This is a genomic window from Thermotomaculum hydrothermale (genome assembly GCF_016592575.1).
GTDB classification, from domain to species: Bacteria; Acidobacteriota; Holophagae; order Thermotomaculales; family Thermotomaculaceae; genus Thermotomaculum; species Thermotomaculum hydrothermale.
In genome coordinates this window covers 555,992-577,938 of sequence record NZ_AP017470.1, presented here as the reverse complement: position 1 = coordinate 577,938, position 21,947 = coordinate 555,992, and the positions used below count along the sequence as shown (strand labels likewise).

The window sequence follows — 21,947 nt, the reverse complement described above, 5'->3', positions numbered from 1 at the left end:
GGAGGATGACAATTTTAATTAAATTAAAATTTTTCTGATTCTTTTATCCACAAATTCAGCCTTTCTTCACCGTAAATCTCTTTCCAGCTTTCAATAATTTCCTGAAACGGCACTTCAAAGTATATTCCGTGATGTTTTTTGTATTCAATAAACTTTTCCCCATTTTCAAGATATTCAGGGAAAATAACATCATTCTCCCCATCAAAATCAAGAATAGGATACCCTGCCTTTAAACAGGTATTTTTATCAAAAGTTGGAGTTACTTTAATCCATTTTCCATTTAAATTTAAAACAACAAATCCATGGTATGAAAAGTAATTTGTTCCAAGAAACTCAAGTGCATCTTCAGGAATTTTGTAATTTACAATATCAGCAAAAGCAATTGCAGAAGGGATGCCAGCACACCTTAACATTGCAACAAGGAGTATAGCCTTTTGAATGCAAAAACCCTTTCTTCGTTTTAAAATAACGCTTGCCTTATAGTTTTTTTCAGGGAAAAAACCTGTGTACATTGTGTAAGTTATCTCATCTCTAACAAAATTAAAAAGCTTAACAGCCTTTTCTCTTTCGTTTTTGCATCCATTTATAATTGAGTTTGTTTTTTCAGCAACAACAGGATCCCCAAAATCAAAAAAGAAGTTCTCCTCTAAAAACTTATCAATACTGACAGACAAAATTTCTTCCATTTTTATTCCCTTAACTCTCATAAATAAATTTTAACAAAAATATAAAAATTCTTATTGAACAAATATCCTAATAATTTAAAATAGAAGCTTAATTTATTTAAGGAGGATTTTTAATGAGGCTTAAAAAAGTTTTTTCACTTTTTCTGGCAACAATTCTTTTTATTCCATCACTATGGGCACTTGAACCGCCAACAAGAGAAATGATACAAAAATACAAAAAAGATGGAACATTAGCTGAAAGAATTCAAAGGGCAAAATCGTACGGAAATTACAAAATGCCTGAGGGTGCAGGAGCCTATCTTCACTATAAGTTGCTTAAAGCAGTGTATAAGGCAAAAGGAGAAACAGATAAATTAAAAAACCTGAAAACCCCACCTTTAGGCTGGAGAAATATGCCAACCACAGGAGATGTTAATGTTTTAATTATATGCGTGGAATTTCAGGATTATCCTCATTACACAGACATTGACACGGTGAGAAATAAGGTTTTTGGAAATGGAAACCCTGATGAATACCCATATGAAAGTTTACACAACTATTACAACAGGGCTTCTTATGGAAAACTTAACCTTCAAGGTGATGTTTTAGGATGGTATCAGGCACCTTACAATAGAGACCAGATTCAAAAAAATAATACAGGAAGGGAGAACTTTATAAAAGAAGTTTTCCAGTATTATGATGAGCAGGGTGTTGACTTTTCAAAGTATGACAATGACGGAGATGGGAAAATAGACTACTTTGCAATAATCTGGGCAGGACCCCATGAAGGCTGGTCTGATTTCTGGTGGGGATATATGACTACCTTTCAGGATACAGATTTCAAAGTTGACGGGGTTAGTTTAGGCGGATATTCCTGGCAGTGGGAAAACTATTATTACCCTGATCCTTACGACCCTAACGCTACAGATATTGAGTATACTCCACATGTTTTAATTCATGAAACAGGCCATGCTTTAGGATTGCCAGATTATTATGATTACGATGACTCTGTTGGTCCAAAAGGTGGTGTTGGCGGGCTCGATATGATGGATCACAACTGGGGAGACCACAACTGTTTCTCAAAGTATGTGCTTGACTGGATTGAGCCAACAATCATTGTTGAAGGCGACCAGGAGATCACCTTAAATCCATCAGAAGAAAACCCGGATGTTGTCCTTGTTATGCCAAATTATTCTGAAAACTCTCCCTTTGGCGAGTTTTATATGATTCAATACAGGAAAAGAATAGAAAACGATGTAACCTATCCAAATGACGGGTTGTTAATCTGGCATGTGGACGCAAGGTTAAACCAATATGGTTATGACTACCTCTACGACAACTCATACACCGAGCACAAACTTTTAAGACTAATGGAAGCTGATGGACTGGAACAAATTGAACAGAATATGAGTGCTGATGCCGGCGATTATTACACTCAGGGAGATATTTTTTCTCCTACAAGCAGCCCAAATAGCAATGCTTACAATGGGGATAGAACAGGCATCACAGTCTCAGAAATAGGGGAAGCGAAAGATACAATAAAATTTACCCTTGCAATTAAGGGCAATGTTTCCTACCTTGCACACTACGATATAAGAAATGGATTGTGGGAATCAAGGTTAACTCTTGGATGCGGAGGAGAAATAGGAGAAAAAGTTCAACTTGCAGTTTACGATAACAACGGCAGTTATTATGGAACAAAAGAGTTTGTCTTGCCTTCAATGGGCGGTATCTCAAAAATGGTGCCGGATATATTCGATTTTTCAATTCCTGACCAGGGATTTATTGAAATTGAATCTAAAACTGAAAATGTAAAGGGAATAATCACCTTTAAATATATTCCAACCGGTGGAGAAACAAGCCTTCCTTTAAAATACCAGACATCAAAACTGCTTATCTTTCCTTTAATTGAACACATTGACAGAAAATCAACTGGAATTGCAATTATTAACACATCAGACAGAACAAATACAGTTACTTTTGAACTATACGATTACTATGGTTTTAAAAAGGCAACAAGAACAGTGGAATTAAGTGGAAAACAAAAATATGTGGATATGCTTGAAAACCTTTTTGGTTCATCCCTTCAACCAAGGGGATTTTTAAAGGTTTCAGCTGAAAGAGATATTACAGGTTTTGCTTTAACCTTTACAGAAGGGAACACAAATATAATAGCAATACCTTCAAACGAGGTAACTACTCAATAAAAATATTTTAAATTTAAAAATAGGCGGCCTAATTTTTAAGGCCGCTTTTTTTATTTATAGGGTATAATTTCTTAAAAGAGTCAAAAGGAGTCATTAATGAAAAAATTCGGTATTATTTTGTTTTTATTTACAGCAATTAACCTTTATTCCCAATGGTATGCAGGGATTACAAACCCCCATGTCTATAAAAGGATAACCCATCCTCCTGAACTTGGATTGCATTTAAAAAGAGTAGCTGTAATACCGGAGGGATACTATACCTCAAATGAACTTGCAGATTACTTAACAACATACTTTGTAAACACAGGATACATTGAAGTTGTTGATAGAGAGCACCTTTATCAAATCCTTAAAGAGCAAAACTTATCTTTAAGCGGTAGGATTGACAAAGCAAACGCAGTAAAACTTGGAAAACTTTTAGGTGCAACTGCTTTGATTACGGTAAATGTTTATACAGAAGAATATAAAAAGGAAATGAAAAAGGAAGAATATAAAACTAAAAAAGGGATTAGAACAAAGTTTATAGCAAGGATTGATGGATACTTAAAGTTCTCAATAAAAACAATTGATTTACAAACAGGGAAGATTTTTTCTGCAAAGATTTACGAGATAAGAGATTACATTGAAAATTCCAGTTATCACGAAAAACCAGAGTACCCTGATTACCACATTTTAAAAACAAGAATGTACAAAAAAGCCATGGATGGGCTTACAAAACTCTTTTTCCCCTGGGAGCAGTCCCTTTCATTTGTGTTTTACAATAACGACAAATGCGGAATGAAACAGGCGTATTATTACATAAAGGCAAAAGATTATAAAAATGCACTTGAAAAATCACTCAATGTTCTTGAATGCATGAAAAATGCAAACTCTTCCTCAAAATACATATCCAGAGCATACTATAATGTTGGAGTTTGTTATTACCTTTTAGGGGACTATCAAAAAGCAATAGATTATTTTGAAAAAGCATACACTATAAAAGATTACTCAACCTATAAAGATGCAATAAATAAGGTTAAATTGACAGAACAAACTGAAAGGGATTATCTGATTTATTTAAAGGAAAGCGAATCTGTTGAGGAAAACCAGAATCAAATCTCTGAACAAATTAACACTCAGAGCAATACTCAAAACAGCAATCAAAATGATGATGAAATAATTGAAAAATTGAGAAAACTAAAGAAACTATACCAGGAAGGTTTAATTACTGAAGAAGAATACAAGCAGAAGAAAAAAGAGATTTTAGAAAAGCTTTAATTATAAAAATCTTACTTGAAATAATTTTAAATCTCAAAAATCTTTACAAAAAAGTATAAATTTCCCTTGTAAAAAATAATTTTTACTTTAAAATAAAGATTATCTAAGGAGGTAATAATGGCCAGACAAAAAGGAATGGTAGTTATTGATACTGAAAATTGCAAAGGTTGCGGGCTATGCATTGCAAATTGCCCAACAAATACTCTTGGATTTTCAAAAGAGATAAATTCAAGCGGTTTCCACTATTCTGAAATGAAACAGGATACATGCACTGCCTGCCAGAGTTGTGCAATGGTTTGCCCTGATGTGGTAATAACCGTTTACAGAATGAAAAAAGAAAAAACAGGTTAGGAGCAAATATGAGCGATTATCAATTGATGAAGGGAAACTATGCCCTTGCAGAAGCGGCAATAAGGGCAAATTGCGAGGGATACTTTGCCTACCCTATCACTCCCCAATCAGAAGTGGGAGAGTATATGTCAATTCACATGAGAAAAAAGGGAAGGGTATTTCTTCAGGCTGAAAGCGAGGTTGCAGCAATAAATATGCTTTACGGCGCCGCAGGGGCAGGATTTAAGGTGATGACTTCATCATCTTCACCGGGAATATCCTTAATGACGGAAGGTATTTCATACATTGCAGGCGCTGAATTACCCTGCGTAATTGTTAATGTTAATAGAGGGGGGCCAGGGCTTGGCACAATTCAGCCATCTCAGGGGGACTACTTTCAGGCAACAAAGGGAGGGGGACACGGCGATTACAGGCTAATTGTTCTTGCACCTTCATCAGTGCAGGAAATAGCAGACCTAACCTATCTTGCATTTGATTTAGCGTGGAAGTATAGAAACCCGTCAATGATTTTAATGGATGGGGCATTAGGGCAGATGATGGAAAAGGTAAAATTTAACCCTTATACTGAACCAGAAAGGGATATATCATGGGCAACAAGGGGTAAAACCCCGGACAGGGATACAAACTTTATTACATCACTCTGGATTAAACCTGAAGAAATGGAGCAGGTAAATTTAAGATTACAGGCAAAGTACAGAGAAATTGAAGAAAACGAAGTAAGATACGACGCTTACAACATAGAAGACGCTGAATTAATCCTCGTTGCTTACGGCTTATCTGCAAGGATAGCTACAAAATCTATGCAACTTTTAAGAAAAAAAGGCTACAAGGTGGGACTAATCAAACCTATCACCCTCTGGCCTTACCCATACAAAATTTTAAGTGAATTAGCATCAAATGATAGAGTTAAAGGCTTCTTTGTAACCGAGTTAAATTCAGGCCAGATGGTTGAAGATGTGAAATTGGGAGTAAACGGTAAAAAAGAGGTTGGATTTTACGGCAGAATGGGAGGAATGATATATTCACCTGAAGAAATAGTTGAAAACATATTGCCATTCTGCGAAAAAATCGGGATAAAGGGAGACTAAAATGGGAATAAATGTATCAACTGAAAATATGGAAAAGGTATTTGAGAGAACCGAAGGGCTTAAAAAGGTTAAAACCCATTACTGCCCTGGTTGTGGGCACGGAGTCGTTCACAGGCTAACAATGGAGACTGTAATGGAATTGGGAATTCAGGACAAAACAATAGGGATTGCACCTGTTGGATGCTCTGTTTTTGCATACTATTACATGAATGTTGACATGCAGCAGGCTGCACACGGAAGGGCATGCGCTGTTGCAACAGGGATAAAGAGAATGCTTCCCAACCACTATGTGTTTACCTATCAGGGAGACGGAGATTTGGCCGCAATAGGCACTGCGGAAACAATACACGCTTGCAGCAGAGGGGAAAACATAACCATAATCTTTATAAACAATGCAATTTACGGAATGACAGGTGGGCAGATGGCACCAACAACAATTGAAGGCCAGAAAACCTCAACCTCACCTGAGGGAAGAGACTATTCAATGGATGGAATGCCAATAAATATGAGTGAGATAGTTGCACTGCTTCCCGGCACTGTTTATGTTGAAAGGCTTGCAGTAAACAACCCGGGAAGAGTGAGAAAAACAAAAAAGGCAATAATGAAGGCATTTAAAGCCCAGGAGTTGAAAAAGGGCACATCATTTATTGAAGTTGTCTCAAACTGCAATACAAACTGGAAGATGACCCCTGTTGAGGCAAACAAATGGATTGACGATGTTTTATTAAAACAGTATCCATTAGGCGTCTTCAAAGATGAAACAGGTATAAAGTAAGGAGAAATTATGACTGAAGAAATAGTATTTGCAGGCTTCGGCGGACAGGGAGTTTTATCCTTGGGGCAAATCATAGCATACTCAGGAATGCTTGAAGGGAAAGAGGTATGCTGGATGCCATCCTATGGCCCTGAAATGAGAGGCGGCACTGCAAACTGCATTGTCTCTGTTTCAGATGAGCCTATATCATCCCCAATTCTTGCAAAATTTGACACAGCAATTGTTTTAAACAGGCCTTCCTTTGAAAAATTTGAGCCAAAGGTAAAAGAGGGGGGAATTTTAATTTACGACTCAACAACAATAAACATAAAGTCAGATAGAAAAGACATTAAAGTAATTGGAATAAAGGCATTTGACGAAGCGATTAAACTTAAAAACAACAAGGTAATGGGAATGATACTTTTAGGCACATATCTAAAACACAAACCAATAGTTAAAACTGATACTGTTGAAAAGGCGCTTGAAAAGGTTTTACCGGAAAGGCATCACCATTTAATTCCATTGAATATTGAAGCAATAAAAACAGGGATGAATCTCGCATAAAAAGTCAAAAAAAATTCGTCTTTAAAAGGGAAACGGGAAAAAGCGTTTCCCTTTTTTATGTTATAATCTGTTGCGAGGTGAATATGAGAAAAATTCTTTTAATTTTGATAGTTATACTCTTACCTGTTTCAGGCTTCACATCGGATACCCCCCGTCTAATACTAAATAAAATGTTCAAATCTGTTGCAAAAAACTGGTTTCCTAATAACTACTACAAATTTAAATCACTTGAACTTTCAGGGGAAATGTCAATAACAGTGCCCTATTCAAGCGTTTCAAGAAGGTTAAAGTATGTGCAGGGGGATTTATCCTTTGCATTTAACTTTGACGGAGTGCTTCAACCATCTGGAGTTTGCAAATTCAACCTTCAGGGAGACTTTGGCAATGTTGTTTACTGTGTTACCCCAACAAAAACAATAACCTACTCTGAAGACTTTAACGCATATTCAATCTCAGATTCAAACACAAGCAATTTGAACAACTTTAAGTCGTACTTTATAAAAAAAATAAACCTATTGAAGGACAACTTCTCCTCTGGCAGGTGGAATTTTCAAATGCAAAGCAACATTGTTTTAGGTGGAGATAAGTGTTACAAAGTAACTGCATTTACCCCGCCTCCAAAAGAGGGTGCAAGGAGAAACAAAAGGTCTAATGTAATAAAATTAAAAGAGTTATTAACCTTTTACAAAAAAGGAAAGGTTGTGTTTTTTATCAGGGCAAAAGACTATCTGCCTTTAAGGATTGAATACTCAAACGATGAGCAAAATATAGACTCAACAATAACTTTCTTTTACGGAAATGGAAAACAACCTGCATCAATGTATGTGGAAGGCACTGCGGCAAATGTAAGCGGCAGGGGAGACGCATCAATAGGATACGGCAACGGAATTTTATCTTACATTCAATTAAGCTTTTCAAATGCATTAAACCAGTCTTACACCTTCAACGCTAACTTTAACTTTAAGCCTTCTGTTGATAAGAGCGAGTTTTTATTCCTTCCCCCGTCAGACGCACAGCTAATGGGAAGGGAAAACTTAAAATTACTCATATTAAGCAATGTTGCAGGAACGCTTTTAAGAATGCAACAGGCGGGAATTAACATAAAAACACTGAAGTTTTAACTATGAAAATAAGCGGTGTAATTATCACGAGAAACGAAGAAAAGCACATATTTGACGCAGTAAAAAACCTTTTTGAGGTTTGCGATGAGGTTGTTGTCGTTGACTCAGGAAGCACAGATAAAACAGAAGAATTGGCAAAAAAGGCAGGGGCAAAGTTTATTTTTAATGAATGGCCTGGCTATGTTGAGCAGAGAAACTTCTGCCACAAAGTTACAGAAAACAACTGGCTTCTTGTTTTAGATGCTGACGAAAGGCTTTCAAAACCGCTGATAAAAGAGATAAAAAAACTAAAAGAAAATGGATTTGATGAAAACATAAGGGGATTTGAATTCTTAAGAAACCTTTACTTTTTAGGAAAACCGTTTAAAAACAACAGGTTTAACTGCGAAAAAAAGATAAGGCTATACCACAAAGATTACGGCAAGTGGGAAGGCGGGAGAGTTCACGAAAACATAAAAATTAATGGCAAGGTTAAAAGGATAAATAAATTCATAGACCATTACCCCTATCCTTCAATTGAATTTGCAGTTGAAAAACTGAATAACTATGCTTACCTTAAAGCCTATGATAAATTTGATAGAGGCAAAAAAACAAACCTTTTAGATTTAAACTTAAAAATATTCTTCACATTTTTGAAAAAATACATACTTGACGGAAAGTTTTTAAAGGGAAGTGCGGGGTTTATTCTTGCAAAGATAGAAACCAATTACACATTTTTAAAGTATGCAAAACTTTACGAATTAAATAAAAACAAGGAGAAGAAAAATGAGTGAATTACACTGGGATACTGAGATTACAAAGATTGAACCTAACAAAATTCAGTTAAGGGGCTATCCAATTGACTATTTAATGGGGAAATACTCCTACCCTGCTGTTGTTTATCTTGCAATCAAAGGGGAATTGCCAGACGAAAAGGTTGCAAAACTTATGGAAACAATGCTTGTATCATCAGTTGACCACGGGGCAACCCCACCCTCCACCCTTGCCGCAAGAACAGTTGCATCAACAGGCGCACCGCTAAATGCAGCAATAGCAGCGGGAATTTTAGCAATAAACAAATTTCACGGCGGAGCAATTGAAAACTGTATGATTTACTTAAAAGAGGTTAAAAAGTACGCAGAAGAAAAAGGAATAAAAATAGAAGATGCGGTAAAAGAAATTGTAAAAGAGAAAAAGGAGAAAAAACAAAAGATTTTTGGATTTGGCCACAGAGTTCACACAAATGACCCGAGAACAAAAAAATTGCTTGAAGAGGCGGAAAAGGCAGAGGTTGCAGGGGATTACATAAAAATCTTAAAAGAAACAGAAAAGGCAATGGAACAAACCCTTGGCAAACACCTCCCAATAAATGTTGACGGTGCAATTGCCGGAATACTCTGCGAATTAGACTTCCCCCATCAACTTGCAAACGCATTCTTTATAATGGCAAGGATACCAGGCCTTGTTGCACACATATACGAAGAACAGACAAAGATGAAACCAATGCGCAAAATCCACCCAACCGACCACGGTTACACAGGCCCCACCGACAGACACCTGAAATAATTTTATTTCCCATAAATTTATTTTCCCCCTTTTCAAAGGGGGATTTTTTTTACAAAAATTTTTCCACAAAAAAAATCCAGCGAACACCACCATTCGTTTACAGGATTTATACTCTAAAACTAAAAGCTATAACTTGTTACAATATACATGGCACATGAAATAAAAAAATATTTATTAAGGAGGATAGATGGATAAAGAAAAGGTTTTAGTGTTACACGGATTTGCGTCCATAGGTAAGCCATTTTACAATGACACAGGAATAGATTATATAACTCCAACATTTGATTATACAGATCTTGAAGGAACTTTGAAAAGAATGAAAGAAATTATTGAGGAAAATAAAATTGATGTGATTGTTGGCAAATCAACAGGCGGTTGGTATGCAATGAAATACTATGACCTTTATAAAAAAGCAGAAGCAATCTTTCTAATAAACCCTCTTTTAACCCCTGAAATTCATTTCAAACCGGGAGTTTACGAAAACTATTACACACAAGAAAAAATCAATATGACAGAAGAAGTAATCAAAGATTATGAAAGATTCAAAATCAATTATCCATTTAATTTTAAAGGAGTTGTTTTTTTAGGGAAAAAAGATGAGGTTTTAGACCATAGAAAAGCCCTTGAAAACTTAAAACCAGAATCTGGATTTGAAATCTTTGAAGACGAAGGCCACAGGTTTTCTAAAAAGGCAGTTGAAAAGGTAAATACCAAAATAAGGGAATATTTGTTTGAATAACCATTGTTTTATGGTTAACCAATATGATTATGACTAAAAAAATTCTAACCCTCAAGAAACACAACAAAAAATGAAACCATATATATTTGCATTGACAAAAAATGAAAAATTTATATTATGAATTTGCTAAAAAAACGGTAAGAAGGAGATTTTATGAGAGAGGAGTTGAAAAAGCTTTTTCCAGAGATTGAAGAAATAAAGGATAGTGATTTAAAAGAAAAGACCTATAAATGCTTTGAAGAGGCAATGAAGTTGGGAGGATGGGAGATAAAGGATTTGTATGAAATGCCATTTACCCTTTTAATTCCAGATTGCCCTGTAAAAATGGTTGACCACATAAAAGGTGTTTTAAAGACTTCCATTGCAATGGCAAAGGCAATGAGCGAGGTTTATGGAGATAAAATGCCAATAAATATGGATTTGCTTATTTCAGGGGCATTTTTGCACGATGTTGGAAAACTCCTTGAATATGAAAGAATTGACGGAAAGTTTGTAAAAAGCAGAAATGGCAAATTGTTAAGGCATCCATTTTCAGGCGCAATTTTGGCAGGAAAGATTGGGCTTCCTGATGAGGTGCTTCACATGATTGCAGTTCACTCTAAAGAGGGAGACCACGGAAAGAGGATTACCGAGGCAATTATAGTTAACAAGGCAGATTTTGCAAACTTTGAGCCTTTACACTAATTTAAATGGGGGGGGATTTATCCCCCCTTCTATGATAAAATTTGAATATGGAAGTTTTTCTTGTTAAAGTAATTATTCTTTTGTTCTTTTCATTTCTCTTTTCAGGAACAGAACCTGCTTTCTTCTCCCTTACACCCTGGAAAATTTTAAAATTAAATGAAGAACAAGACCTCTCTTCAAAACTTATAGTAAAACTTTATAACTATAAAAACCTTATACTTGCCACAATTTTAATTGGCAATGAAACTGTGAATATATTAACTTCTTCACTTTTCGCTAAACTTAAATACTCTCTTTTTCCTCAACCTAATCCAATAATTTCAACAGCATTTGTGTTAAGCGCAACAATAATACTGCTTTTAGGGGGAGAGATTACCCCCAAAATGATTGCCCTGAAAAAACCTGTCTCATTTTTAAAAAAATCTGTTTTTGTGGTCTATCCACTTTCAACCCTTTTAATCCCTCTAAAAAGGTTTTTTAAAAATAATGGTGAAGAACAAATACTTTTCCTGAATGTAATACACATAGCAAGAAAAGAAAAGGCAATTGACGACACTGAGGCATTTTTCTATGAAAATATATTTAAAGCAGCCTCAACCCCATGCCTTTTTGCAGCAACCCCCATAAATAAAATTAATGACAAATCATTGTTAAAAGGCCACCCTTTACCTGAAATAATACCCCTTTCAAGGGCTATTGAAATTATGCAAAAGGAAAAAACAAATATTCTAACAATTGATGAGTCAGGAAGCATATCAGGAGTAATTACAAGAAAAAATTTAATCAATTACTTTACATATACAGGGATAAAAAACTATCTGTATGAAGAAAATACTATAAACGGTGAAATGCCTGTTTCACTTTTTGAATACCACTTTGACACAAGGCTAAATCAAAACAGGTTTAAAACAATAAACGGCTATGTTTTTAACCTTTTTGGAAGGTTGCCAGAAGAAGGGGAAGAGATTTCAGATAATAAGTTCAGATTTAAGGTGCTGGAAATAAAAAACAATTTTATACACAAATTAAAGGTGGAAAAACTCCATGACTGAGTTAATAATTTTCGTAATAGCCATTATTTTTGAAGGCTTTTTCTCAGGAAGCGAGATTGCAATAGTCTCCTCAGACAATGGAAAACTTTTAAACCTTGCATTAAGTGGCAACAAAAGTGCAAAATTGGTACTAAAATTGAAAGAAAACCCAATAAATTTTCTAACAGTGTGCCTTATTGGAACAAACCTTTCTGCCGCAACAGCATCCTTTTCAGGCACTATGTTTATTTTGCAACATATACCAGAGTATAAAAACACAGGTATTTTCTTCATAATACCAATAATGCTAACTTTCGGAGAAATTATCCCTAAAACATTGTACTCAAAGTTTGCAACCCCAATTTCCCTTGCAATATCAAGGATTATAAAATTCTTATCAGTTTTATTAAAACCCGCTGTATTTCTTCTTAATAAATGGAGTGAATTTATATCTTCTTTTTTTAAAAGGGAAGAAAACTTAATAACAAGAGAAGAGTTTTACCACATGCTTAATAGGGAAAAGGATTGCCTGCCTGAGCATTTGCAGGTTATAATTAATAGGTTCAAGGGAAAAAAAGATATTGAATTTGCATTATTTGGAGATAAAAAATGATAAACGAATTTCTAAAAAAAATTGAAGACAAAAGTTTAAAAATAGGAGTTATAGGGTTGGGTTATGTTGGGCTTCCCCTTGCCCTTGCCTTCTTGAAAAAAGGCTTTAAGGTTTACGGGATTGACATAAGTGAAGTTAAGGTTGAAATGCTTAACGACGGTATATCTTATGTGCAGGATGTTTCATCTGATGACATAAAAAAATACATTTCAAACGGGCAATTCAAGGTTTCAACCAATTACTCTGCAATCTCCAAACTTGATGCGGTAAGCATAACTGTACCCACGCCTCTTTCTAAATCAAAAAACCCAGATTTATCATACATTAAGCATGCAGTTGAAAATATATTGAAAAACTTAAAACAAAAGCCATTTTTAATTGTGCTTGAATCAACAACCTATCCAGGCACAACAAGGGAATTTATAGTTGAAGAATTGACAAAAAAGGGGATGAAGGCAGGGGAAGAGATATTTGTTGCATTTTCCCCAGAAAGGGTTGACCCTGGAAACAAACACTATTCAATAGAAAACACCCCAAAGATTTTAGGGGGATACTCTGAAAACTGCCTTAAAGCTGCCTCAACTCTTTACCAGAAAATAATTGAAAAAATTGTAAAGGTTGACACACTTGAAGAGGCAGAGATGGCCAAATTGCTTGAAAACACATTCAGGGCTGTGAACATTGCCCTTGTAAACGAATTAACCTTAATGTGCGACAGAATGGGAATAAATATATGGAATGTAATAAAGGCTGCATCAACAAAACCCTATGGTTTTATGCCGTTTTACCCTGGCCCGGGGATTGGTGGCCATTGCATACCATTAGACCCTGAATACCTATTATGGAAGGGGAAAACAGTCGGCTTTTACAACAGGTTTATTGAACTCGCTGCAGACATAAACGCAAATATGCCAAGGTTTGTGGTTGAGAAAACAATAAGGATACTGAACAATTTCGGTAAACCATTAAACAGGGCAAAAATCCTTATTTTAGGGGTAACATACAAAAAAGATGTAAGCGATTTAAGAGAATCTCCGGCATTTGACATAATAAAACTTTTAAACTCGTACAATGCAATAGTAAATTATTCAGACCCATTCCACTCAAAACTATACTTTGAAGGGGAAATGTACTCTTCAGTTGAGTTAAAGCCTGAAAACCTTGAATTGTTTGACCTTGCTATTATGATAACCAACCACTCTGCATTTAATTTAAAGGAAATTGCGGAAAATTCCAAGGCTATCCTTGACACAAGAAACGCCTTTGACGGAATAAACAAAGAAAACATCTTCAAACTATAGGGAGAAAAAATGAGAAAACTTATAGATTTGCACATGCACTCAACCGCATCAGACGGGACTTTTAAACCTGATGAACTTGTTAAACTTGCAAAAGAAAAAGGATTATCTGCAATAGCATTAACAGACCACGACACAGCAGAAGGCATTGAGGAATTTTTAAAAGAAGGAGAAAAACAGGGAATAGAAACAATTGCAGGAATTGAAATAAGTTCTCTCTTTGAAGGTTACCCTGAAATCCATGTATTAGGATACTTTATAGACCCTGAAAACAGAGAGGTTATGGATAAATTAGCCTATCTCCAGGATGCAAGAAAGGTTAGAAATATAAAATTAATTGCAAAGCTTAAAGAATTGGGAATTGAGTTAAGTTTAGAAGAGCTTGAAAAAGAGGCTAACGGGCAACTAATAGGAAGGCCACACTTTGCAGCTTTAATGGTTAAAAAGGGATTTGTTAAAGATACAAATGAGGCTTTTTCAAAGTATATTGGAAATGACGGCCTTGCATTTGTGCCAAAAGAAAAACTAACAACCCCTGAAGCAGTACAATTCCTTTTTGAAAACGGCATTGTGCCTGTTTTAGCCCACCCAACAAAAATAGGAATGAACACAAATGATTTAATTGATTTTATAATCCTTTTAAAAAAGCACGGTTTGCAGGGGATAGAGGTTATACACTCAGAAATATCAGAAAAGGAAAGCAAAAAACTACTTGAACTTGCATACAGGTTTAACCTGGTGCCAACAGGAGGCTCTGACTTTCACGGAGAGAACAAGCCCTTTGTAAAAATGGGAGTACCAGAAGTGCCTTACGAATTCTTCATAAAACTTAAAGAGAGAAAAAACGATATGTTCTCCATAATGGAAACAAGAAAACTTTAAATTACCTGCACCTTGGTTTTCCTTTATAGCAAAATGTAATACCGTTTATCTTAAAGCAATTATCTTTCATTGCGTAATACTTAACAGTATTGCAGTCTTTCCCCTTATAGCAAAAGGTAATTGTACCGCTTTGTTTATTTCCTCTAATTGCCCATCTTCCGTTTCCTGAATCGGCACTTCCGCTCCCCCAGGCACCTGTCTGATTACCCCCTGCATCAGACATCGTACCAGAATAAGAGGACTCGCTTGAATCATAAAAAACACCGTTTGGACAAAGCATTAACTTTCTTTCTGTGTTTCCTTGATAAGAGTAGTATTCCCCTGCAATCCAGTTCATCAACTCCTGATTATTTTTCCCCGGATCTTTCCCCTTGGTCTGCTCTTCAATCTCTTTTGCGGCATTATAAACAAACCTGTCTGAATGGTGCATAAGACCGTCGGGAGCGGAAAGGTTGAAATCAAGTTTTATGTTTTTCGTTGAAACACTGACCTCTTTGGTAAATTTACCTACCTTCACCACATAAACACCTACGGGGATATTTTTAAATTTGTACTTTGAAAATATGTTTGTTTTAGTTTTTGCAATTAACCTGCCTGTTTTGCTGTCAAATAGCAATACAGGGAAATTCATAGCCCCCCTCTCAAAATCAGCCCAGACAAAACCGTAAATTTTAAAAGAATTTTTATTTTTCTTGCCCCAAAAGGCATCCCCCTGAAAACAAAACAAAAAAATCACCAACAAAAAACACAGACGATAAAGCAAGCCTTTATATTTCATAACATCTCCTTTAAACATTTATTGAAGATTTTGTCCTTCCTGAAAAATATTATTTTTACTATACCAGAAATAAATCAAACTTCAAACTTAATAAAAAACTATTATCAATTAAACAAACTTACCTGCTTTGTTTTTTATCTAATAAGGTCAGTATGTTTATACCTATTTATGGATTTTTTGAATTTTTATCTTGACCGAAAATAATCAATTTGATATAAATATATCTGCCTTTTGAAAGGCTCTTTGATAATTTAAGCGGGTGTAGCTCAGCTGGCTAGAGCGCAACCTTGCCAAGGTTGAAGTCGTGGGTTCGAATCCCATCACCCGCTCCATTTTCTTTTTTTTTATCCGATTTCAAATGAGGCGACGTGGCCAAGTGGTAAGGCAGAGGCCTGCAAAGCCTTTATTCGCCGGTTCGAATCCGGCCGTCGCCTCCATTTTTTTATCCCTGTAAAATTTCCCTCTAAAGAATTGAAAACCTTTTTCTGTAAATATTTAACACCAAACCTATCATTGAAAAGTAGGTTATAGTGCCAGAACCACCATAGGAAAAAAACGGTAAAGGAATTCCTGTTGTAGGGACTAACCCCACAACCATTCCCATTGAAACAATTCCCTGATAAAAGAATATCGCAGCAACCCCAATTGCCATAATCATTCCCTCTTTGTCTAAAGAAACCCTGGCAATGTTTATCAATCTAACTATCATCAGCATATACAGGGCTAAAACCACTGCAACCCCTGAAAAACCAAATTCTTCAGAAAAAACAGCAAAAATAAAATCTGTATGAGGCTCAGGCAAGTATCTTAATTTACTTTGAGTACCTTTTTTAAACCCCTTTCCAAAAATCATACCTGACCCAACAGCAATTTTTGATTGTATTACCTGATACCCAGAACCTAAAGGATCTCTTTCAGGGTTAATTACAGTTAATATTCTGTTTCTCTGGTAAGGCTTAAAAACATATTTCCAGGCAAAAACACCGCCTAACATTGCCAGAATTATGAGAAAAATTATAACCTTTTTGTCAAGCCCAAGAACAAATAGAACAACTGCAAGAAGCACAATGTAAATAGATGCCGTCCCAAAATCAGGCTGTAAAAGAATAAGAACACATAATAATCCAACGAATAATATAATTTTAAATGCCATTTTAAAGGTTAAATAATCTGTTTTTTCTGTCTTTGCTATATAACCTATGGTTAAAATAGCAACAAGTTTTCCAGGTTCTGACGGCTGAAGCATAAAAAAACCTAAGTTTAACCACGATTTTGATCCATGCACCACCTTTCCAATTATCAGTGTTAAAACAAGTAAGATTAAAGTGGCAACATAAATAAAAGGCACAAAATCAAGGAGTTTTCTGTAATCAATCATATAGAAAAAAAAGGCAAGAACAAAGCCAAACACAAGGAAAACAGACTGTTTTTTCAGTATTATATCCCCCCCTTTAACAGTTATAACAGCAGAAGTTAAGGTAATATACCCCAAAAAAGCTAAAAGTAAAACCTCAATAATTAAAAACCAATCAGTCTCTTTTTTCATTTAAATAACTCCCTGTTTTTAGCGTAAAATTCAAAAACCTTTCCTGCTACAGGAACGGCAATGTCAGTACTATGCCCTCCTTTTTCTGCAATAACTGTCACGCATATCTGGGGATTTTCGTATGGAGCAAAACCTGAAAACCACGAGTTATTCTCTTTTCCTTCACCACCTGAAATAGTTTGAGCAGTACCTGTTTTTCCAGCAACTTTTATTTTTAAAAAGGATAACTTAATTGCTGTACCCTGAGTTACAACCTTTCTCATAGCCTTTTTAAGAATAAGAATATGATTTTTATTTATATTCAAATCCTTTACCTCAAACTTTCTCTCAGGAGAAACGAGAAAATGAGGGGTTATCAACTTCCCTCCATTGGCAACCATTGATACAAATCTTGCCACTTCAATGGGGGTAACAAGAAGATAACCCTGCCCTATAGAAAGGTTAATTGTGTCCCCGGGATACCAGGGCTGGCCAATTTTCATTCTCTTCCATTCAGGAGTTGGTAATAGTCCTTTCTTTTCTCCAGGGATATCTATACCTGTTTTCTCACATAATTCAATCTTAAAGCATGTAGAGTCTATATTTTCAACTCCAACCTTTAACCCTAAATTATAAAAATATACATTACAGGAATGTGCAATCCCTCCTATCATATTCAACTTTCCATGCCCAGGTTCAAACCAGCACTTAAATTCAAGGTCTTTGTACTTAAAATATCCGGGACAGAAAAAAGTAGTTTTAGGAGATATCCCCTTTTCTAAAGCAGAAAGGGCAACTGCGACTTTGAAAATAGAACCTGGAGAATATCTGCCCCTTATTGCCCTGTTTAATAGAGGGTTTCCTTTAGCCTTTTTCAAATTTTTCCATTTTTTTCTTTCAAACCTTGAAGAAAAGACATTCGGATCGAAAGATGGGTTTGAATATAAAGCATAAATCTCACCTGTATTAACATTATTGACAATTACACAACCTTTATATTGCCTTAACTGGGTCTTTATTAGTTCTTGCAATGGAATAATTAAAGAAAGAGTGAGTTTTTTCCCATCGACAGGTTTTGTTACAATTTTTTCCTCTTTTAGCCTGTTTCCTGAATCAACAATAAGCCTTTTTATTCCGTTTTTACCTCTTAAAATCTCGTCATACTCCTTCTCTATTCCAGATTTTCCTATAAAGGTATATTCCCCTATTTTTTTTAACTCTTGAACTGTAGGCTCACCAATATATCCTAAAACATGGGCAACCAAATCCCTGTAAGGGTAAAACCTTAAAGGCTCAACATCCACAAACAACTCCGGGTAATCAGCCTTCCTTGCCTCAAAATAAGAAAGAAATTCAATAGAAACATTTTCTTTAATTGCAACAGATATATAGCGAGGGATATTTGAGTATTTTTTAATTCTTTCTCTTAACTCTTTTTCATCTATTTTCAAAAATTCAGCAATTTTTTTTATATGCTTTTTGTTAAACCTATTTCTATCAAGCATTATATTAAAGGCAGGTTTGTATGTTGCTATCTTTTCACCAGACATTGCATAAATCTCTCCCCTTTTTGCAATTAAAGGTAAAACCCTTAAAGTATTTTCTCTGGATGCTTTGTAATAGTATTCCCCCTTTACAACCTGTAGGTACCAGTATCGTACAAACAATAGGGAAAACACAGTTATCACTGTGATGTAAAAAAAGAGAATTCTAAATTTAATTAAAGGGTGCTTTTCACCGTACATTAAACTTTTTCCCTACAATGCAGGTTATTAAAAATGAGTTGATAAATAGCCATATATAATCAGATAAAATGAAACTCAAATCTGAATAATTTAAAAAAGCAAGAAGCAATTTAGTAAAAATAAAAACCATCACCGAATATGTAGCAATTGTTAAACACAACAACCAGCCTTTTAAAACCATTTTTTTAAAAACCAGAAACAAAATGTAGGCTAAAATCAAAGCAGCAAGGGTTTTTAGCCCAATTATCTTTGCAATTGGAAAAACAATCTCATCAATAAAAACTGCAATAAATAAAAAGGGAAAAGCAATTTTGTACTCAATCCTTAAAATATAAAAAGCTGACACTATTAAAAAGAAATCAATTTCATTAGCCCTTCCTGGCATAATATTTAGAAAAACAAATTGCAAAAAAACAATAACAAAAATTATCAATGCATGAAAGGATATTGTTTTTGCTTTATCAATCAATGAATTACTCATTGTCTTTACTCTCCTGCACCATTACAACCAGATTTCTCAAAGCAGACAAACTTGCTGCAAATCTAACTTTAATTTTTAGAAAAAAATCCTTGTCTTTTGATACTTCCTCAACCTTTCCAACAAAAAGATTAGAAGGATAAATTCCATCTGTGCCAGAAGTAAATACAAGGTCTCCCTTTTTAATCTCAACATCTTTGCTTATATACTTTATTTCCCCATAGTAAAGGTTTCCCGTTCCTGTTAAAACCCCACCAACATCTCTTTCTGGGATTACAACACCAACACCACTTGAATTGTCTGAAATAAGTTGCACCTGGCTTTGATTTGGAAACAACTTCCACACCCTTCCAACAATTCCTTTTTCATCAACAACTGCAGAATTTTCTCTAACTCCAGACCTTTTCCCCTTATCTATTGTAATAATGTTAACCCCTGAAAAAGCCATATTGTCTATAACCTTTGTTCCTATAAATTTAAAATTGTATGTGTATTTTATTAAAAGTAATCCTTTTAATTTTTTATTTTCATTTTCAAGCATTCTGCATAGTTGCTGTTTTGCCTTCAATTTTCTCATTTCATTTATCAATTCATGGTATTTTTTTTGCCCGTTTACATTGGCAATATAGGTGTAAAATGAATCAACAACAAAGCTTGAAGTTTTTTTCCCAAATTCAAGAATAGGAAGGGTAATTGAGGCTATAGCCTTTTCTACAACATAGGTACCCTTCTCATCTCTAATTTGAATTGAAATTATTATTAAATTCAGAATTAGCAATATTAAAAATAGAGTTTTCGGTTTAATGTTAATCTCCTTAATTTTTTTCTCCTTTATTTTACAATAAATTTTCCAATATCTTCTTTAACAATTTATAATTAAAGTCGTAAAAACAAAATGACTAACAAAAAGGGGGAGAAATGGCAGGAAAAGCGAAAAAAACAATATTAATCCTTATTATTATTTTTGTGTTTTTTGTAGGGGTTGTTTACTTTATTGGAAAAACACTTGGAAAATTTTACTCTGGAGTACCTACAATATCAAACAACACCCTTGTAGAAGTAAGATTTAAAAATCCAGTACCTGAAAGGGAACCGTTAATTCCATTCAAAAAAACTATACCCTTCCACAAAATAATCAAAGCTCTTTACACAATCCCTGCTGACAGCAGAGTAAATGGAGTGTTAGTGTTCGGCAATGAGTTGCCCTTGGATATTGCTCAACTTGAAGAATTGCGAACCGCCCTGGAAAACATAGTAAAAAGCGGGAAAAAAGTCTATGTTTACTATGACCAGATAGGTATGAATTACTTTTTAGTGCCCAAAGGCGCTAAAGTGGTTATGCATCCAACCCCTGGAAGTTATGTTTCTTTAAGGGGATATTACAGTGCACAACCATTTTTCAGAACCCTCCTTGAAGAAAAATTGGGAATAAAATTCAACGTAATCCACATAGGTAATTACAAGGGAGCAGGAGAACCCTTTGTAAGGGACTCAATGTCAAAATATTTAAGGCAGGAATTAACAGAGCTTTTTGAATCCTTCTGGAATAATATCTGTTCAATGATTTCAGAGTCAAGGGGATTCAACAAAGAAGAATTTCAGAAAAAACTCTATGACGGAAAATACTTCTCTATCTCAAAAGAAGAGGCAAAAAAAGCAGGTCTGGTTGATATGTTTGAGTATAAACAGAATATTGAAGACAAATACGATTCAGTTATTGAAATAAACAAATACGCAAAATCTATATCAGACGGCTTTGGGACAAAACCAATTGCCCTTATTGTGGCAGAAGGTGAAATTGTAATGGGTGAAGAAGAGCCCTCCCTTTTGGGAAACAACAAAAATGTAATTGCCGCTGATACAATGTGCGACATAATAAGAAGAGCTGCAGATAACGATAATGTAAAGGTAATCGTTTTCAGGGTAAATTCACCAGGTGGCTCAGCGCTGGCTTCTGAGTTAATAAACAGGGAATTAAAGCGGGCTGCAAAGAAAAAACCTGTAATAGTTTCAGTTGGCTATATGGCTGCATCAGGGGGATACTATATATCCTGTGGGGGAGATTACATAATTGCTGACAAAAACTCAATTGTCGGCTCAATTGGAGTTGTAAGCCTTATCCCAGAAATTACAGAATTAAGTAAAAAAATAGGAGTGCACTTTGACGAAATAAAAAAAGGAAAATACTCAGACTTTCTATCACCATTTAAAAAGATAACTCCAGATGAAGAGGAATTGTTAAGAAAAGATATGCTTGATATTTACGGCGTGTTTAAACAAAGGGTGGCAGATGCAAGAAAACTCGACTTAAACTATGTTGAATCAATTGCACAGGGAAGGATTTACTCAGGCACAAGGGGATTACAGATAAAGCTTGTTGACAAAATTGGCACACTTCACGATGCATTGCTTGAAGCAAAAAAGAGGGCAAATTTAAAATCAATAGATTACACAGAATTCAGTGCAAAAAAATCCTTATTTGAACTTTTGCAGGAAGATTTTGGGACAAAAACTTCTATCGAAACAATACTAAACAAAAAAATAAAATCCTTGTTTAAATTATGTAAAAAGCCTATGCTCATTGACCCTGCACTAATAGAAACCCTTTCTATCGAGGAGTAA

The 21,947-nt window shown here is 35.0% G+C and carries 22 protein-coding genes and 2 tRNA genes; 18 read left to right on the top strand and 6 right to left on the bottom strand.

What is annotated here, in order from left to right:
- Window positions 1–23: 23 nt before the first annotated feature.
- Complete coding sequence (locus TTHT_RS02595) at window positions 24–686, bottom strand: transglutaminase-like domain-containing protein (protein WP_201328484.1); 663 nt, start codon at window positions 684–686, stop codon at window positions 24–26.
- A 113-nt stretch (window positions 687–799) separates the two neighbouring features.
- Between TTHT_RS02595 and TTHT_RS02590 the strand changes: the two genes are divergently transcribed.
- The 15 genes from TTHT_RS02590 to TTHT_RS02520 all read left to right on the top strand — a co-directional run bounded on the left by TTHT_RS02590 (window position 800) and on the right by TTHT_RS02520 (window position 14,799).
- Window positions 800–2,872, top strand: a complete 2,073-nt coding sequence (locus tag TTHT_RS02590; RefSeq protein ID WP_201328483.1) for a M6 family metalloprotease domain-containing protein — start codon at window positions 800–802, stop codon at window positions 2,870–2,872.
- Between the two features lie 96 nt (window positions 2,873–2,968).
- Window positions 2,969–4,129, top strand: coding sequence for a tetratricopeptide repeat protein (locus TTHT_RS02585; RefSeq protein ID WP_201328482.1), 1,161 nt, complete (start codon window positions 2,969–2,971; stop codon window positions 4,127–4,129).
- A 117-nt stretch (window positions 4,130–4,246) separates the two neighbouring features.
- Window positions 4,247–4,480 carry a 4Fe-4S dicluster domain-containing protein gene (locus tag TTHT_RS02580; protein ID WP_201328481.1) on the top strand — a complete coding sequence of 78 codons (234 nt, stop codon included), beginning with the start codon at window positions 4,247–4,249 and terminating at the stop codon, window positions 4,478–4,480.
- 8 nt (window positions 4,481–4,488) lie between these two features.
- Window positions 4,489–5,568 carry a 3-methyl-2-oxobutanoate dehydrogenase subunit VorB gene (locus TTHT_RS02575; RefSeq protein WP_201328480.1) on the top strand — a complete coding sequence of 360 codons (1,080 nt, stop codon included), beginning with the start codon at window positions 4,489–4,491 and terminating at the stop codon, window positions 5,566–5,568.
- A gap of 1 nt (window position 5,569) precedes the next feature.
- A complete protein-coding gene (locus TTHT_RS02570; protein WP_201328479.1) occupies window positions 5,570–6,343 on the top strand; it encodes a thiamine pyrophosphate-dependent enzyme in 774 nt (257 codons plus the stop codon).
- Window positions 6,344–6,352: 9 nt separating this feature from the next.
- The gene (locus TTHT_RS02565; protein WP_201328478.1) at window positions 6,353–6,886 is read left to right on the top strand and encodes a 2-oxoacid:acceptor oxidoreductase family protein; all 534 of its coding nucleotides are present in this window, start codon (window positions 6,353–6,355) and stop codon (window positions 6,884–6,886) included.
- An 83-nt stretch (window positions 6,887–6,969) separates the two neighbouring features.
- A complete protein-coding gene (locus tag TTHT_RS02560) occupies window positions 6,970–8,007 on the top strand; it encodes a hypothetical protein (protein ID WP_201328477.1) in 1,038 nt (345 codons plus the stop codon).
- Window positions 8,008–8,009: 2 nt separating this feature from the next.
- Entirely contained in the window at window positions 8,010–8,780 is a 771-nt protein-coding gene (locus tag TTHT_RS02555; protein ID WP_201328476.1) for a glycosyltransferase family 2 protein, read from the top strand.
- On the top strand, window positions 8,773–9,552 hold the full coding sequence (locus TTHT_RS02550) for a citryl-CoA lyase (RefSeq protein ID WP_201328475.1): 780 nt from the start codon (window positions 8,773–8,775) through the stop codon (window positions 9,550–9,552). The genes TTHT_RS02555 and TTHT_RS02550 overlap by 8 nt, the downstream gene beginning before the upstream one ends.
- 187 nt (window positions 9,553–9,739) lie before the next feature.
- On the top strand, window positions 9,740–10,291 hold the full coding sequence (locus tag TTHT_RS02545) for a YqiA/YcfP family alpha/beta fold hydrolase (RefSeq protein ID WP_201328474.1): 552 nt from the start codon (window positions 9,740–9,742) through the stop codon (window positions 10,289–10,291).
- 153 nt (window positions 10,292–10,444) lie between these two features.
- Window positions 10,445–10,975 (top strand): HD domain-containing protein, encoded by a 531-nt coding sequence (locus TTHT_RS02540; protein WP_201328473.1) that lies wholly within the window; start codon window positions 10,445–10,447, stop codon window positions 10,973–10,975.
- 47 nt (window positions 10,976–11,022) lie between these two features.
- Entirely contained in the window at window positions 11,023–12,027 is a 1,005-nt protein-coding gene (locus TTHT_RS02535; RefSeq protein ID WP_201328472.1) for a CNNM domain-containing protein, read from the top strand.
- Window positions 12,020–12,619 (top strand): CNNM domain-containing protein, encoded by a 600-nt coding sequence (locus TTHT_RS02530; protein ID WP_201328471.1) that lies wholly within the window; start codon window positions 12,020–12,022, stop codon window positions 12,617–12,619. Before TTHT_RS02535 ends, TTHT_RS02530 begins: the two co-directional genes overlap by 8 nt.
- Window positions 12,616–13,920, top strand: coding sequence for a nucleotide sugar dehydrogenase (locus TTHT_RS02525; RefSeq protein WP_201328470.1), 1,305 nt, complete (start codon window positions 12,616–12,618; stop codon window positions 13,918–13,920). Before TTHT_RS02530 ends, TTHT_RS02525 begins: the two co-directional genes overlap by 4 nt.
- A 9-nt stretch (window positions 13,921–13,929) precedes the next feature.
- Window positions 13,930–14,799 (top strand): PHP domain-containing protein, encoded by an 870-nt coding sequence (locus TTHT_RS02520; protein WP_201328469.1) that lies wholly within the window; start codon window positions 13,930–13,932, stop codon window positions 14,797–14,799.
- A gap of 1 nt (window position 14,800) precedes the next feature.
- On the opposite strand, the gene TTHT_RS02515 is transcribed toward TTHT_RS02520, so the two are convergent.
- Complete coding sequence (locus TTHT_RS02515) at window positions 14,801–15,430, bottom strand: hypothetical protein (protein WP_201328468.1); 630 nt, start codon at window positions 15,428–15,430, stop codon at window positions 14,801–14,803.
- A gap of 402 nt (window positions 15,431–15,832) precedes the next feature.
- Here TTHT_RS02515 and TTHT_RS02510 point away from each other — a divergent pair.
- Together TTHT_RS02510 and TTHT_RS02505 are read left to right on the top strand one after the other, a co-directional pair.
- Window positions 15,833–15,909: transfer RNA gene (locus TTHT_RS02510), tRNA-Gly, on the top strand.
- A gap of 30 nt (window positions 15,910–15,939) precedes the next feature.
- Window positions 15,940–16,014: transfer RNA gene (locus TTHT_RS02505), tRNA-Cys, on the top strand.
- Between the two features lie 26 nt (window positions 16,015–16,040).
- Here TTHT_RS02505 and rodA read toward each other — a convergent pair.
- The 4 genes from rodA to mreC are packed head-to-tail and all read right to left on the bottom strand — an operon-like array spanning window position 16,041 to window position 20,106.
- Window positions 16,041–17,123 (bottom strand): rod shape-determining protein RodA, encoded by a 1,083-nt coding sequence (gene rodA, locus TTHT_RS02500; RefSeq protein WP_201328467.1) that lies wholly within the window; start codon window positions 17,121–17,123, stop codon window positions 16,041–16,043.
- Entirely contained in the window at window positions 17,120–18,847 is a 1,728-nt protein-coding gene (gene mrdA / locus TTHT_RS02495) for a penicillin-binding protein 2 (protein ID WP_201328466.1), read from the bottom strand. Before mrdA ends, rodA begins: the two co-directional genes overlap by 4 nt.
- Window positions 18,837–19,328, bottom strand: a complete 492-nt coding sequence (locus TTHT_RS02490; RefSeq protein ID WP_201328465.1) for a hypothetical protein — start codon at window positions 19,326–19,328, stop codon at window positions 18,837–18,839. The genes mrdA and TTHT_RS02490 overlap by 11 nt, the downstream gene beginning before the upstream one ends.
- Window positions 19,321–20,106, bottom strand: coding sequence for a rod shape-determining protein MreC (gene mreC / locus TTHT_RS02485; protein ID WP_269089406.1), 786 nt, complete (start codon window positions 20,104–20,106; stop codon window positions 19,321–19,323). The genes TTHT_RS02490 and mreC overlap by 8 nt, the downstream gene beginning before the upstream one ends.
- A 137-nt stretch (window positions 20,107–20,243) precedes the next feature.
- Here mreC and sppA point away from each other — a divergent pair, with 137 nt between their 5' ends.
- Entirely contained in the window at window positions 20,244–21,947 is a 1,704-nt protein-coding gene (gene sppA / locus TTHT_RS02480; protein WP_201328463.1) for a signal peptide peptidase SppA, read from the top strand.

What these genes read in the sequence shown, in the direction of transcription:
- TTHT_RS02595 (WP_201328484.1), bottom strand. Translation starts at nt 686, where the DNA reads ATGGAAGAAATTTTGTCTGTCAGTATTGATAAGTTTTTAGAGGAGAAC.
- TTHT_RS02590 (WP_201328483.1), top strand. Translation starts at nt 800, where the DNA reads ATGAGGCTTAAAAAAGTTTTTTCACTTTTTCTGGCAACAATTCTTTTT.
- TTHT_RS02585 (WP_201328482.1), top strand. Translation starts at nt 2,969, where the DNA reads ATGAAAAAATTCGGTATTATTTTGTTTTTATTTACAGCAATTAACCTT.
- TTHT_RS02580 (WP_201328481.1), top strand. Translation starts at nt 4,247, where the DNA reads ATGGCCAGACAAAAAGGAATGGTAGTTATTGATACTGAAAATTGCAAA.
- TTHT_RS02575 (WP_201328480.1), top strand. Translation starts at nt 4,489, where the DNA reads ATGAGCGATTATCAATTGATGAAGGGAAACTATGCCCTTGCAGAAGCG.
- TTHT_RS02570 (WP_201328479.1), top strand. Translation starts at nt 5,570, where the DNA reads ATGGGAATAAATGTATCAACTGAAAATATGGAAAAGGTATTTGAGAGA.
- TTHT_RS02565 (WP_201328478.1), top strand. Translation starts at nt 6,353, where the DNA reads ATGACTGAAGAAATAGTATTTGCAGGCTTCGGCGGACAGGGAGTTTTA.
- TTHT_RS02560 (WP_201328477.1), top strand. Translation starts at nt 6,970, where the DNA reads ATGAGAAAAATTCTTTTAATTTTGATAGTTATACTCTTACCTGTTTCA.
- TTHT_RS02555 (WP_201328476.1), top strand. Translation starts at nt 8,010, where the DNA reads ATGAAAATAAGCGGTGTAATTATCACGAGAAACGAAGAAAAGCACATA.
- TTHT_RS02550 (WP_201328475.1), top strand. Translation starts at nt 8,773, where the DNA reads ATGAGTGAATTACACTGGGATACTGAGATTACAAAGATTGAACCTAAC.
- TTHT_RS02545 (WP_201328474.1), top strand. Translation starts at nt 9,740, where the DNA reads ATGGATAAAGAAAAGGTTTTAGTGTTACACGGATTTGCGTCCATAGGT.
- TTHT_RS02540 (WP_201328473.1), top strand. Translation starts at nt 10,445, where the DNA reads ATGAGAGAGGAGTTGAAAAAGCTTTTTCCAGAGATTGAAGAAATAAAG.
- TTHT_RS02535 (WP_201328472.1), top strand. Translation starts at nt 11,023, where the DNA reads ATGGAAGTTTTTCTTGTTAAAGTAATTATTCTTTTGTTCTTTTCATTT.
- TTHT_RS02530 (WP_201328471.1), top strand. Translation starts at nt 12,020, where the DNA reads ATGACTGAGTTAATAATTTTCGTAATAGCCATTATTTTTGAAGGCTTT.
- TTHT_RS02525 (WP_201328470.1), top strand. Translation starts at nt 12,616, where the DNA reads ATGATAAACGAATTTCTAAAAAAAATTGAAGACAAAAGTTTAAAAATA.
- TTHT_RS02520 (WP_201328469.1), top strand. Translation starts at nt 13,930, where the DNA reads ATGAGAAAACTTATAGATTTGCACATGCACTCAACCGCATCAGACGGG.
- TTHT_RS02515 (WP_201328468.1), bottom strand. Translation starts at nt 15,430, where the DNA reads ATGAATTTCCCTGTATTGCTATTTGACAGCAAAACAGGCAGGTTAATT.
- rodA (WP_201328467.1), bottom strand. Translation starts at nt 17,123, where the DNA reads ATGAAAAAAGAGACTGATTGGTTTTTAATTATTGAGGTTTTACTTTTA.
- mrdA (WP_201328466.1), bottom strand. Translation starts at nt 18,847, where the DNA reads ATGTACGGTGAAAAGCACCCTTTAATTAAATTTAGAATTCTCTTTTTT.
- TTHT_RS02490 (WP_201328465.1), bottom strand. Translation starts at nt 19,328, where the DNA reads ATGAGTAATTCATTGATTGATAAAGCAAAAACAATATCCTTTCATGCA.
- sppA (WP_201328463.1), top strand. Translation starts at nt 20,244, where the DNA reads ATGGCAGGAAAAGCGAAAAAAACAATATTAATCCTTATTATTATTTTT.